12 protein-coding genes are annotated in these 13,490 nt (G+C 31.8%); 11 read left to right on the top strand and 1 reads right to left on the bottom strand.

Translation table 11 applies throughout. The features are described 5' to 3' along the window. Window positions 1-11: 11 nt before the first annotated feature. Window positions 12-173, bottom strand: coding sequence for a hypothetical protein (locus tag ACFWU4_RS12775; protein ID WP_411128480.1), 162 nt, complete (start codon window positions 171-173; stop codon window positions 12-14). A 180-nt stretch (window positions 174-353) separates the two neighbouring features. On the opposite strand from ACFWU4_RS12775, the gene ACFWU4_RS12770 reads away from it, so the two are divergent. The 11 genes from ACFWU4_RS12770 to ACFWU4_RS12720 all read left to right on the top strand — a co-directional run bounded on the left by ACFWU4_RS12770 (window position 354) and on the right by ACFWU4_RS12720 (window position 13,303). Further along, window positions 354-932: a pentapeptide repeat-containing protein gene (locus ACFWU4_RS12770; RefSeq protein WP_182628772.1), complete on the top strand. Its 579-nt coding sequence runs from the start codon at window positions 354-356 to the stop codon at window positions 930-932. Window positions 933-1,100: 168 nt separating this feature from the next. Continuing rightward, window positions 1,101-1,763, top strand: a complete 663-nt coding sequence (locus ACFWU4_RS12765) for a hypothetical protein (protein ID WP_411128478.1) — start codon at window positions 1,101-1,103, stop codon at window positions 1,761-1,763. 163 nt (window positions 1,764-1,926) lie between these two features. Further along, on the top strand, window positions 1,927-2,610 hold the full coding sequence (locus ACFWU4_RS12760) for a hypothetical protein (protein ID WP_411128476.1): 684 nt from the start codon (window positions 1,927-1,929) through the stop codon (window positions 2,608-2,610). A gap of 332 nt (window positions 2,611-2,942) precedes the next feature. After that, window positions 2,943-4,892, top strand: coding sequence for an N-6 DNA methylase (locus ACFWU4_RS12755; RefSeq protein WP_411128474.1), 1,950 nt, complete (start codon window positions 2,943-2,945; stop codon window positions 4,890-4,892). Continuing rightward, a complete protein-coding gene (locus tag ACFWU4_RS12750) occupies window positions 4,892-6,169 on the top strand; it encodes a restriction endonuclease subunit S (protein ID WP_411128472.1) in 1,278 nt (425 codons plus the stop codon). The genes ACFWU4_RS12755 and ACFWU4_RS12750 overlap by 1 nt, the downstream gene beginning before the upstream one ends. 12 nt (window positions 6,170-6,181) lie before the next feature. Further along, complete coding sequence (locus ACFWU4_RS12745) at window positions 6,182-7,168, top strand: hypothetical protein (RefSeq protein WP_411128470.1); 987 nt, start codon at window positions 6,182-6,184, stop codon at window positions 7,166-7,168. A 2-nt stretch (window positions 7,169-7,170) separates the two neighbouring features. After that, window positions 7,171-10,158 (top strand): type I restriction endonuclease subunit R, encoded by a 2,988-nt coding sequence (locus tag ACFWU4_RS12740; protein ID WP_411128468.1) that lies wholly within the window; start codon window positions 7,171-7,173, stop codon window positions 10,156-10,158. A 347-nt stretch (window positions 10,159-10,505) separates the two neighbouring features. Next, window positions 10,506-11,273, top strand: a complete 768-nt coding sequence (locus ACFWU4_RS12735) for a YwqG family protein (RefSeq protein ID WP_411128466.1) — start codon at window positions 10,506-10,508, stop codon at window positions 11,271-11,273. Between the two features lie 155 nt (window positions 11,274-11,428). Next, window positions 11,429-12,043 (top strand): hypothetical protein, encoded by a 615-nt coding sequence (locus ACFWU4_RS12730; RefSeq protein ID WP_411128464.1) that lies wholly within the window; start codon window positions 11,429-11,431, stop codon window positions 12,041-12,043. Between the two features lie 176 nt (window positions 12,044-12,219). Next, the gene (locus tag ACFWU4_RS12725; RefSeq protein WP_411128462.1) at window positions 12,220-12,630 is read left to right on the top strand and encodes a DUF4375 domain-containing protein; all 411 of its coding nucleotides are present in this window, start codon (window positions 12,220-12,222) and stop codon (window positions 12,628-12,630) included. Between the two features lie 145 nt (window positions 12,631-12,775). Further along, window positions 12,776-13,303 carry a hypothetical protein gene (locus ACFWU4_RS12720; protein ID WP_411128460.1) on the top strand — a complete coding sequence of 176 codons (528 nt, stop codon included), beginning with the start codon at window positions 12,776-12,778 and terminating at the stop codon, window positions 13,301-13,303. Window positions 13,304-13,490: the final 187 nt, after the last annotated feature.

Raw genomic sequence — 13,490 nt, 5'->3', positions numbered from 1 at the left:
ATTTTAAATTACTAATTTTCAATATCTAACAAAAGATTTAATTGTATTCTCGTGTTATTGAATAATAGGTTATATTTACGTGTTGGTATGTAATTGCCTGCGGCACGTAGAATCGCGTTTTGCAAACGCTGCCCTTCTACTAATTTCATACCAACGTCCACTGTTTGTCGCACCTCACCAATTTTATGTATATTTAGTCAAGTCTACGAGAACTCCTCACAAAACTACACACAACAAAGTGTATAGCGAATGAGGCGCAACAATGGCTCTACGTGAGGCGCGCCTCACTACGCCATACACAGTGGACGTTGTGCGTCATAGAAAAACTCACTCAAAATTAGAAAAATATAAAAATGACAAATGAAATAATAACTCACGAGAACAAAGAATTTAAAAATGTTGATTATTCTGGAAAAACATTAAGAAATAGAGAATTTTTTAAATGTAAGTTTATATCGTGCATTTTCGTAAAAAGTGACTTGAGAGGAAATAGTTTTGAAGAATGCACTTTTCAGGACTGTAACTTTTCAATGACAGAAATAGAAGGAACGGGTTTTAGAAACGCAAGCTTTATAGGAAGCAAAATTCTTGGAATTGATTTTACAAGATGCAACAATTTTGCATTTTCTTTCAGATTTGAGAATTGTATTATGGATTATTGTACATTTTTTGGGACAAAGTTAAAGAATACGCACTTTGTAAAATGTTCTCTTAAAGAAGCAGATTTTACTGAATCGGATTTATCTTCAGCAGTTTTTAATGACACAGACCTTACAGGAACGAGGTTTTTAAATACTATACTTGAAAAGGCGGACTTTAGAAATGCAAAAAACTTCGCTATTGACCCTGAATTTAACAAACTTAAAAAAGCAAAATTTTCTGCATTTCAACTAGAAGGATTGCTATATAAATATCAATTGATTATTTCTTGAACAAAAAAAAATAATTACGAACGCACAACACCGTATATAAGCTATGGCTCGTTCTGTGCCTATTTGGAAAATCCTGCGGTTTGCCAAAGTTAGTTTATATTTGGAGAGGTTCGTGCCGAGACACGCCACAGCTCATATACATAACGTTGTAACCAATGAGAGAAACGAATGAGTAAAGAAGATTGGTATAGAAATACAGAATGGAATGACCAAATTGAATCTGAATTTGAATCTCGCCTAAAACGCTCTCGTGGGAATTATAACAAAGCTCAATATTTGAGAATTCAAGCAAGTTATCTTCTCGATTCTAAAAAAAGTAGTATTCAAGAAAAAGGAATTGAATTTATGGAACGTCTCATAAACTCATATCCTGAAGAAGAATTTAGCACAATACACGGAATTGAGCAATTGGGAGATTTTTACTTGAAAAAAAAGATATTTGACCAAGCCGAAAAACACTTTAGAAAAGTAGCTGAATACTATTATACCGAAACTCGCAGTGGAACTTCTGGTTTAGCGGATTTAAAGCTTTGTGAGACAATATTGAAATCAGAACAAACCAAGAAATTTGAGGAAGCCTATAAAATTGCGACTGAAAAGTTTAATGCAACTGGTGGAAGTTTAATGATGAACAGTGATAAATACTATTACGCTGATTTAATGGCTAATCTATGCTATAAAATGAATCGGAAAGATGAAGCGTCTGAATTTGCTCAATCTGCAATGGAATTATCCAAAATTACTGAACCTCAATTCAATCGACATAAAACAGTTGGAATAGTTAAAGTCGTGAAAGAAAAAATTGAACGACTGAAAAGAATAATGGAATAAATCACTGGTTACAACACCGTATATAAAAAATTGCTGGTGTTGTGCTAAAACAAAGGTCGTTGCACGTTTGCTACGTCTGATTTTCCTTCGGAAAATCCTCGCACGCAAACACGCAACTTTCCATATACAAAAACGTTGTAAGGCATTTGAAAATCGAAACTGAATGGGAGTTTGGAACACTGAAATAAAAGGAAATGATACCACATTAGATATTTACTCGAATTTTTTCGAAAAGTATAATAATGGAGGAAATCAAGTTTGGGTTTCAAACGAAATAAAAACTGAATTTGCTGATTATTTTTCAGATTCAGACGACCGAAATAATTCATTATTTGGACTTGCCTTGGCTCAATGGGAAACAAAATCTCTTGAACCCGAAATTTTAATTCAAGTAAAAGAAATAATTGATAACGGAACTGACTTGGAATTGTGGAAAGAACTTGGTGCAGATGAAAAAACAATTCAAGAAAGAAAATCTGAATTGCAAAACTTCCTGAAATTAATATCGACTGAAAAACCTAAAGCGAAAAGAAGGGTTCGACCGAAATTTGAATTTACGACAAACGAAATCGTCCGAATAATAACTACTGACAGAACAAAGGAATTTAGAGTCAACGAAGAGTTTACGAACGGAAAATATATCCATACAAGCGGAATAATGGAATGGAATTCTGGTGGTGGAGCTGGAATAATGTACTTTAATGGACAAGGTAAAAAAGTTTCTGCGAAATGGATTGACAATAACAACTTGGAAATAATTCACGAACCGAATTTGAATTTTGTAAAAAAGGAGAATGAATCGTTTTTCCGAGGAAACGAAGTGAAAATAGAATATAAAACTGAATAAAAAACGCCTTACAACAATGGCTATAAGTAATTGCTTGTTCTCGCCTACTTCTGAAAATCCTCGCGGATTTTCAGTTTGGTGTGTACTTGCAATGTTGAGTGCAAACCCACGCAACTACTCATAGCCGAGACCGTTGTGCATAATGCGGAAAATCGTGCAAAACAGTAAAATTCCGTTCTGAAAAGCCAGCAGCATATTTTAGCACATTTGGTTTTTCCCACACACGAGCCAACGCTCTAAAAACCAAAAGAGCTAAAATTTCCCAACGCTAAACCGAATAAACAAAATGAAAAACATAAATTTGAAACTGAACAAAAAGACATTAAAAACGAATGATAGACTTTAAGGCAAAAGCAAACCTAATTTGGGACGTAGCGAATTTATTAAGAGGTGATTACAAGCAATCAGATTACGGAAAAGTTATATTGCCACTAACGGTTTTAAGACGTTTGGACTGTGTACTTGAACCAACAAAAGAAAAGGTTTTAGAATACTTACCTAAAGTTTCAGACAAACCAGACAAATCGAAAGACATAATTCTTAACAAAATTGCAGGTCATAACTTTCATAACAGAAGTAAATACGACTTTGAAAAATTAGTCGCAGAACCTGACAAAATAGCTGCAAACTTACGGAACTACATAAACGGATTTTCTTCAAGTGCAAGAGAGATAATCGAATATTTCAACTTTGACGACCAAATTGAAAGAATGGACGACCCAAAAGCTGATATTCTATTTCAAATCGTGAAAAAATTCTCTGAAATTGACCTTTCTGATATGGACAGTATGTCAATGGGTTACACTTTTGAGGAACTGATTCGAAAATTCGCAGAACAATCTAACGAAACTGCTGGAGAGCATTTTACACCGAGAGAAGTAATAAAACTTATGGTAAATCTTCTGTTTATTTCAGACAACGAAACACTAACAAAAGAAGGAATTGTAAAAACACTTTACGACCCAGCTTGTGGAACAGGTGGAATGCTTTCAATTGGTGAACAACATTTAAACAGTTTTAATAAAAAAGCAAAACTGGAAGTTTTCGGTCAAGAGATAAATCCAGAATCCTATGCTATTTGTAAATCAGATATGCTTATTAAAGGACAAAATCCGTCAAACATAAAATTCGGAAACAGTTTTACAGTTGACGGTTTAGAAGATGAAAAATTTGACTATATGCTTTCAAATCCACCATTTGGAGTTGATTGGAAAAAGGCACAAAAAATCATCAAATCTGAACACGAAAACAAAGGACATTCTGGTCGTTTTGGAGCTGGATTACCAAGAATTAATGATGGTTCTTTTCTGTTTTTACAACATATGATTTCTAAAATGAAATCTGATGGAACTCGAATTGCAGTTGTTTTTAATGGTTCGCCTCTTTTTTCTGGAAGTGCAGGAAGTGGAGAAAGTAATATTAGACAATGGATTATTGAAAATGATTGGCTTGAAGCCATTATAGCAATGCCTGACCAATTATTTTACAATACAGGAATATCAACTTATGTGTGGATTGTAAACAATAAAAAAAGCAAAGAACGAAGAGGAAAAATTCAACTCATTAACGCAACAGGAAATAAAGACAAAGAGTTGCTGGCAGAAAAGAAAATTGACTTCAATCGTTTTTATGAAAAACAAACACCAAGTTTAGGTAATAAGCGTAAGAGAATTATTGAAAATGGTGAAGAAAAAGGAATTGGTTATATCACCAAAATTTATGGTGATTTTGAAGAAAATGAATTCTGTCAAATTTATCCTAACGACTTTTTTGGTTATTGGAGAATTAGTGTTGAACAACCAGATTGGTTAGATTTAATGACAAAAGTTGCTCACGATAAACAAAAGCTTGCTGACTTTTTAAATACAGCTACACCAGAAGAAATCAAGAAGCAAACAGACGAATTTGAACAATTATGCAAAATGCATATTGAAGAAGGGAAATGGACCTTAAACGAAAACGAATTAACAATAGAAGAAGACAAAAAAATTAAAGTAAAACCTGACACATCTAATAGAGATTACGAAAACATTCCATTTTTAAAATTAGATGATGATAAAAAATTAGTGCCACAGACAATTGAGGAATATTTTGATAGAGAAGTAAAACCACATTTACCAGAAGCTTGGATTGATGACAAAAAAACCAAAATAGGTTACGAGTTAAACTTCACAAAGTATTTCTATGAATTTAAACCATTGCGTTCATTGGAAGCTATTAAAGCAGACATTTTTGCATTAGAACAAAGTTCTTTGGATTTAGAAAAAAAAGTTTTGGATTAATGAAAAGATACGAAACATATAAAGACAGTGGTATTGAATGGATTGGAGAAATTCCAGAGCATTGGGAAGTAAAAAGACTTAAATACATTGGTGATTCTATTATAGGTATTACGTATAATCCAAAAGATGTTGTACAAGAAGGCGGCACTTTGGTATTAAGGTCTTCCAACATTCAAAATGGAAAATTGAGTTTAAAAGATAACGTTTATATAAACAAAGATATTCCTGAAAAATTGGAAACCAAAGTTGGAGATATTTTAATTTGCTCAAGAAACGGAAGCAGAAGATTAATAGGAAAAAATATCACAATAGATGAAAAAACTGAAGGTGAAACTTTTGGTGCATTTATGACTGTTTTTAGAACTGAAAAGTACGAATTCATATCCAAATATTTTAATTCACAAGTTTTTTCAGGTCAGTCAGGTTTGTTTTTAACTTCTACCATTAATCAATTAACTGTAAATACGCTTAACAACTTTTATACAGCCTTACCACCAAAAGAAGAGCGTGTTTTAATAGCAAAATATCTCGATAAAAAAATCAACGAGATTGATGAATTAATTTCTCAAAAAAAGAAACTACTTAATTTATATATAAGAGAAAAAGAAGCAATAATAAATAAAGCTGTAACAAAAGGTATTAATCCAAATGTAAAATTCAAAGAAACTGAAATAACACGTTTAGGTGATATTCCTGAACATTGGAAAGTTATTAAACTTAAATATATAAGTAATATAATAAATGGTTATTCGCCAGAACAATGTAAACCTTCAAACACTGGCGAAATTGAGTATATCAAAGTGGATAATATTAATCGTGATAAATTTAAAGTTAAACCAAGTTCTAATTTCACATATAAGGAATTTACAGTAAGTGATGAACCAACTATTCTCTTTCCAAAACGTGGAGCAGCAATTGCCTTGAATAAAGTAGGAATCATTTGTAAACCTTTTAGCTTTGATACTAATCTAATGGGTTTGAATATAATGAACGAAAAAATAAATATTAAATATTTAGCGTATCTCATTAAGAATTTTTCGCTAATCTCTATAGCAGATACATCAACTATTCCACAAATAAATAATAAGCATATAAACCCTTTGCAAATTCCTTATCCACCTAAAAAGGAACAACAAGAAATTGTAAATCACATCGAAATTCAAAACAAAAGAATTAATGATAAGTCAAGTACAACAAAAAAACTTATTGATTTACTTATAGAATACAAAAGAGTTTTAATAAGTGATGTGGTAACAGGAAAAATTAAAGTAACTTAAAGAAATAAGAATATGACATTGTGTGTGTCTTGGATAAGAAAAGTAAATAATTTAGAAGAATTAATCTTTGCAACAGATAGTTGTCTCTCTGGTGGAGAACGCTGGAACAGTGGTGTAAAACTATTTGAGTTACCCAGAAAAGACTGTTTAATTAGTTTTGCAGGTGAAACAAGTCGTACTTATCCTTTAATTCTAAACTTAATTTCATCCATTAAATTTGATGAACATTTAGCAAACTCGCACACAGATATTAACGAAGTTTTAGATTACTTGAGTAACCTATTTACAACCTTATATAATTCTATAGATTATGGAGGTGCACAAGGTGATGAAGTCGAAGATTTCAAGTTTCTTTTTGGTGGTTACTCTTGGAAAGAAAGCAAATTTAAACTTTGGGAAATAGGTTATCTTTCAGAAACGAATGCTTTTGTTCATAATGAAATTGACGAAAACAAAATGTTTTTTGGTTTTATAGGAGACGAAATTGAAAAAGCAGAAGAATTACTCGAAGAAGAACAAAAGAACAACGGAAAACGTTTTTCTAATAATTTTGATATGGAACCTTTCAAGGTTTTATTAACGATGATTAGAGAAAAGGAATATTCTACAATTGATGGTGCAATACAAATCGCTAAAATTCATCCACCAGGTACAACAGAATTTTTAGGTGTTTATTGGCCTTCAATTAAAGGTAATAAAACCTTTTTAGGAAAAGACGTAAGTATAGACAACAATCCAAATGTAAATTTCATTGACCCAGATACTGCAACTATTGTTGGAGAAGAATTACCTGAAAAATTAATAGAAATTGATTCAGATATTTATGGTATCAATACCAAATTTGTTGAAGATTGCTATCCATTAGAAGATGGAATTGAAAATCGTAACTTAAGACAAGATTTAACGAAAAGGCAAAAATCAAGGTTAAAAACTATTTTCAGTGATTTAGCTTATGCGCGATTTGTAGAAAGCGAACAATTAGAAAAAGAAACGGATTAATTATGGCAAATTTAACCACAGAAAACACATTTGAAACTGCCATAGTGGATTCATTAATCCAAAATGGAGGTTATACCCAAGGTAATTCAGCAGATTATAGTCCTGAATTGGGAATGTTCAAATATGAAATATTAAGTTTTTTACAAGAAACACAGCCAAAAAATTGGAGTAAAATTTCAGGTATTCACGGAGAACAAGTTGAAAATCGTATTATCCAACGTATCTACAAAGAAATGGATTTACGTGGTGCTTTAGACGTTGTACGAAATGGATTTACAGATTATGGAGTTCGTTTCAAATTAGCATTTTTTAAGCCTGAAACTAGTTTAAATCCTGAAACACAAGAATTATACGACAAAAATCAACTAAAAGTAATTCGTCAAGTTTATTACACACATAAAAACCGAAATTCAGTTGACATTGTTTTGTCTTTAAATGGGATTCCATTAGCTACAATTGAGTTAAAAAATCATTTTACAGGTCAAAATACAGACAATGCAAAAAGACAATATGCAAGTTCAAGAGATAATAGAGAATTATTATTTGCTTTCAAGAAAAGAGCTTTAGTACATTTTGCAGTTGATGATGAAGAAGTATTTATGGCAACTAAATTGGATGGCACAAAAACATATTGGCTTCCATTCAACAAAGGTTATAACAGAGGAAAAGGAAATCCACCAAATAAAGATGGTTACAAAACTGATTATTTGTGGGAAAAAATATTAGCCAAAGACAGTTGGTTAGATATTGTTCATCGTTTTGTGCATCTTCAAACAGAAGAAATTGAAATTGATGGAAAAACATTTAAAAAAGAAAAAATGATTTTTCCTCGTTATCATCAATTAGATGTTGTTCGAGATATTACAAAAAATGTAAAAGAAAACGGAGTTGGAAAAAATTATCTGGTTCAACATTCAGCTGGTTCAGGAAAAAGTAATTCCATTGCTTGGTTATCTTATCGTTTATCAAGTTTACACAATGCACAAGATGAACGCATTTTTGATAGTGTAATTGTAGTAACAGACCGAAGAGTTTTAGACCAACAATTACAGAATACTATTTATCAATTTGAACATAAAACAGGAGTTGTTCAGAAAATTGATAAAGACAGTACACAATTGGCTTCAGCATTAAATTCTGGATTGCATATTATCATTACTACATTACAGAAGTTTCCGTTTGTAATTGAAAAAGTAGAAGAATTTTCAGGACGTAAATTTGCTGTTGTTATTGATGAAGCTCATAGTTCACAAGGTGGTGAAGCGCATAAAAAAATGAAAGAAGTTTTAGGAGCTTCTGAAACAGAAAATAATGAAGATGATGATTATTCAGCAGAAGATTTTATAAGCGAACAAGTTGAAAAATCAGCTACTGCAAGAGGAAAGCAAAATAACATTTCGTTTTTTGCTTTTACAGCGACACCTAAATATAAAACACTTGCAATTTTTGGTCAAATAGGTACTGATGGAAAACCAGAACCTTTTCATTTATATTCGATGCGACAAGCCATTGAAGAAGGATTTATTTTGGATGTATTACAAAATTACACGAATTACGAATTGTATTTTCAGCTTTCAAAAGCTATTGAAGATGACCCAAATTTAAACAGAAAGAAAGCTGCGAGAGCTATAGGGAATTTTGTGAATTTCCATCCTCATAATTTAGCACAAAAAACAGAAATTGTAATTGAACATTTTAGACAAATTGTTGCTACAAAAATTGGTGGTCGAGCAAAAGCAATGTTTATAACTTCTTCCCGAAAATTAGCTAAAAGGTATTTTGAAGAATTCAATAAATACATCAAAGAAAACGAATACACAAACGAGCTAAAAATACTTGTTGCCTTTTCTGGAAAAGTTATAGATGACAATTATCCTGATGGTGTTACAGAACCGCAATTAACTGGTTACGGAGAAAAAGAATTACCAAAAGCCTTTAATGATGACGAATACAGAATATTAATTGTCGCAGACAAATATCAAACAGGATTTGACCAACCACTTTTGCATACTATGTATGTAGATAAAAAATTATCTGGTGTTAAAGCTGTTCAAACTTTATCACGTTTAAACCGAATGACAGCAGGAAAAGAAGATACTTTCGTGTTAGATTTTGCGAATGATAGAGAAACAATATTCGAATCTTTTCAACCTTATTATGAAAAGACAATGGTTGCAGAAGAACCAGAAATCAACCATTTATTTGATTTGAAATTGAAGATTGACGAAAAACAAATCATTCAAGAATCCGAAGTGAATGCATTTGCCAATGTATATTTTAAACCAACAGGTAAATTAAATTCAAAAGACCAATCACGTTTATATGCTTTTATCGACCCAGCAATTGACAGATATAAAGCTTTGGAAATAGAGGACGAAAAAGACGAATTTAAAAAGAGTTTGAGAACTTGGACTAACCTCTATTCATTCCTTGCTCAAATAATGCCATTTAAAGAGCCTGAATTCGAAAAATTCTATGCTTATTCTAAACTTCTACAAACCAAACTTCCGAAAAAGGAATTAGCGGAAAGTCTGCAATTATCTGATGAAATTGCAATGGAATATTATCGATTACAAAAAGTGAAAGAAGGTTCAATTGATTTAGTAAAAGGAGAAGATGGGGAATTAGATGGACTAACAGAAGCTGGAATTAAAAGAGCCAAAGAAGAAAAAGCATTACTTTCAGAAATAATTGATGTTCTTAATGAACGTTTCGGAACTGAATTTGAAGAAGCTGACCGATTGTTTTTTGAACAAATAGAGGCGGAATTAATCGAAGATGAAAAATTACAAGCACAAGCGAAAGCAAATAAAATAGACACGTTTAAATATGCTTTTGAGGATATGTTTTTAAATAAACTTATTGAGAGAATGGACCAAAATCAAGACATTTTTGATAAAATAATTGAAAACAAATCTTTCGGAAATCTTGTGAAAGAATTAATGCTGAAAAAGGTTTATTCGAAAATTAACGAAAAAGACCAATCCTAAAGCCATACACATTTGCAATTCGCTAAAGCCAACGCTACGCCAAAAATTGCAAAAGAGTATGTCTTGCCAACGCTCAATTCTGAACTAAATAACAAACATCGGAAAACCAAGCAGAACGTGAAAAGCACTATGCACAACAACGTGTATAAAACATAGCTATTATAGGCTTTCCGAGAGGTTTTTGTATATTTACAAAGTACGCCAAATTTTTTATTTGGTTATATTTAGAAAAAAAAATTAAACATAAAAATAAAAAATTCGGCTCGTGCAAAATCCGAAAAGTTAGTGTCTTTTTAGACGCTACGTTTCATACACAAGACCGTTGTGTACAATAAAAACAAACGATAATGATTCCTGAATTTTTAAAGAATTTTGAACCCGATTTAAAGAAATACGAACGGGAATTCATTCGAATAAAAGCAAAACCAAGAAAAGAAAAACTTCTTGAAGATAATTTGAATTTAAAAGAAAGTAAATTTCTTGGAAAACCATTCTTTCCATTAGATAAAGAATATCCAAAAGATGAGAATGGAAAATCAATGATAATGGTTGCTCAACTAAATTTTGAACAAATTCCTGAATTGGATTCATTTCCGAAAAATGGAATTCTTCAACTCTTTTTATCAGCAACAGATTGGTATCAGGAAGATTTTGCTATAATTTATCATACAGTTGAGGAATTAAGTAAAGAACCATTAAATGATTTTTCTTTCATAACAGAAAAAGATTATGAAGAAATGCCAGTCTTTAAACTTCATCAACTCTCATTTGAAAAAGGAATTGATAAAGGAGGTTCGGAAGATTCACAATTTGATTATCTATTTAATGGAATTGACTATTGGGATTTTACGGAAAAATTGACCGAACAACAAGAGGAATTATTCGGAAAATACTTTGACGCTACAGGACATAAAATTGGTGGATATGCTGAATTCACTCAATCTGACCCAAGAGACTATAATGCTGACCAAAGAGATGACATTCAAGTTTTACAAATAGATGTAGATGACCAAATAATGTTTGGAGATAGCGGACTTGGACACATTTTTATCAGCAAGGAAAATCTAATTAAAAAGGATTTCACTAAAGCATATTTTTATTGGGATTGCTGTTAAAAATTACTGTACACAACACCGTATAAAATTAATTGCTAGTTCTAGCCTACTTACGAAAGTCCTCGCGGACTTTCTATCTGTGATTTATTTGCTAAATTTAGTGCTTAAAACACGCAACTAATCTTATACAAACACGTTAGGTGCAATTAAAAAAAATGAGAGGAGTTACAACTTTAATTTTATGCTGTCTATTATCGATAAGTTCATTAAGTCAGACCAAATGGGAAAAGGCTGATAAAGAGCTTTCTGAAAAATTGAATAATGGAGAGATTAGCTATGAGGAATATTTTCCCCTATCAATGACATTGGCAGGAAAATTATCTGACAGATTAAGTGCTTATCATAAGAATAAATCTAAAATTTTAAATCCAAAAAATGAGGGATTAACTATTCGCTTTATACCAAATAAATACAGAGTGAATGAGTATGGCGGAATTTACAGAAAAGCTATCTTGAAAAATGATTCAAACTCAACATATATAATTCCACGAATTGATGCTACTATTGGAAATTTAAATGGTTTCATATTAATAGATGACAAATGGCTTCCCCACGGAGAATATGGTAAATCATCCTGTGGTAATAGTTATTATGATGAAACTTTAGGTTCATACGAACAAATTGAATTTGAATTGGCTAATGGTATAAATGTAGAAGGAAAGATAGAGGCAAAATACAAGGTCACAATAACTATCGAAGGTAAAGTGTACGAATCGAATGAAGTGACTATTAATCTATACGAAAATCAATATAAACGATTAACAGAATAAAATAACTGCACCTAACAATGGCTATAAGTAATTGCTTGTTCTCGCCTACTTCTGAAAATCCTTGCGGATTTTCAGCTTGGTGTGTACTTGCAAAGTTAAGCACTAACCCTCGCAACTACTTATAGCCAAAACCGTTAGAGCACATATAATCGAACTACCGCAAAAATTAAAAATTAATGACAAGAGAAGAATTACAACCAGAATGGGAACGAATTGTTGATACTGGATTTTCTGACTACAAAAAACTGACAGAAGCCGAACGTGTTTGGTTTAATGTTGAACCATTAATTACGGACGGAATAGTTGACCATTACATAAATTATGGTGCTGAATATAACGCTGACACGATTACGGATTTAGAAACTCTGAATTTTACCAAAGTTGCGGATTTGTTACGAAAAATGAATTCCCACTTTCCGAATGGAAAACCATCGACTGATATTGACGAGCGTGCTGAACAAATGGAAGATTGGGACGAAAAACACGAGGATTTGTTAGAAAATATAGATAATGAGTTTTGGAAAATGAGCGATGAATTAGAAAAGAAATTGGAATTATATATTAACGAAAACAACATCGGAAAATAAAATACGTGCCCTAACACCGTATAAAAATAATTGCGGTTTAGCGCTTAATCAAAAGTCGTTGCGTGTTTGTAACGTCTGAATTTCCTTCGGAAATTCCTCGCATACAAACCCGCAACTATTCTTATACATCAACGTTAGCTGTAATTTGAAAAAAGTAATCCTCATATCGATATTAATTATTGCCAAATTAAGTTTTGGTCAAGAAGCGTTTAGCGAAAAAATACTGATTGATAAATCTAACAAAATCATTTCCGAATATAACTCTCGAATTGAATCCGAGATGAAAAAGGACACAACATATGGTCCGAATTACTTGGAAATGACTCGATATTATGACCAAAATGGAAAACTTCTAAAAAGAGTTAATCTAAACCCACGTAGCTCACTCGGATTAACTGGTCCTCGAACAGAAATTTATGACTCAGTCGGAAATCTGATTTTGGAGAAAAACGAAGACCATAAAGGTGTGATTTGGAATTTATCACTGAATGAATATGACAATTCTGGAAATCTGACAAAGCGAACTAAATTTGACTTTGAACATATTTATATGGAAATTTTCGAATATAATAATGACAATGTAATCACACGAACTGAAATGTATGATTGCAATGGTCGGAAAAGAAAATCCAAAAGAAAAACAAAGCGAAAAGAACCTTATAAAATAGAATAAAAACTACAGCTAACACCGTGTATAATTAATTGCTTGGTCACTGCCGACTTACGAAAATTCCGCTGGAATTTTCTATCTGTGATTAGTTTGCTAACTTAGTTGCTTAACCACGCAACTAACCATACACAATCACGTTGTACACAAGCCGAACAAAAGAGAAACTACAAACAAAATGAAATCAAATTAT

Source organism: Winogradskyella sp. PE311, from assembly GCF_046545555.1.
GTDB lineage: Bacteria > Bacteroidota > Bacteroidia > Flavobacteriales > Flavobacteriaceae > Winogradskyella.
Note: the sequence above shows the minus strand (reverse complement) of the source record. Positions and strands in the feature narration are given on the sequence as shown.

What these genes read in the sequence shown, in the direction of transcription:
- ACFWU4_RS12745 (WP_411128470.1), top strand. Translation starts at nt 6,182, where the DNA reads ATGACATTGTGTGTGTCTTGGATAAGAAAAGTAAATAATTTAGAAGAA.
- ACFWU4_RS12770 (WP_182628772.1), top strand. Translation starts at nt 354, where the DNA reads ATGACAAATGAAATAATAACTCACGAGAACAAAGAATTTAAAAATGTT.
- ACFWU4_RS12755 (WP_411128474.1), top strand. Translation starts at nt 2,943, where the DNA reads ATGATAGACTTTAAGGCAAAAGCAAACCTAATTTGGGACGTAGCGAAT.
- ACFWU4_RS12725 (WP_411128462.1), top strand. Translation starts at nt 12,220, where the DNA reads ATGACAAGAGAAGAATTACAACCAGAATGGGAACGAATTGTTGATACT.
- ACFWU4_RS12735 (WP_411128466.1), top strand. Translation starts at nt 10,506, where the DNA reads ATGATTCCTGAATTTTTAAAGAATTTTGAACCCGATTTAAAGAAATAC.
- ACFWU4_RS12730 (WP_411128464.1), top strand. Translation starts at nt 11,429, where the DNA reads ATGAGAGGAGTTACAACTTTAATTTTATGCTGTCTATTATCGATAAGT.
- ACFWU4_RS12765 (WP_411128478.1), top strand. Translation starts at nt 1,101, where the DNA reads ATGAGTAAAGAAGATTGGTATAGAAATACAGAATGGAATGACCAAATT.
- ACFWU4_RS12760 (WP_411128476.1), top strand. Translation starts at nt 1,927, where the DNA reads ATGGGAGTTTGGAACACTGAAATAAAAGGAAATGATACCACATTAGAT.
- ACFWU4_RS12740 (WP_411128468.1), top strand. Translation starts at nt 7,171, where the DNA reads ATGGCAAATTTAACCACAGAAAACACATTTGAAACTGCCATAGTGGAT.
- ACFWU4_RS12750 (WP_411128472.1), top strand. Translation starts at nt 4,892, where the DNA reads ATGAAAAGATACGAAACATATAAAGACAGTGGTATTGAATGGATTGGA.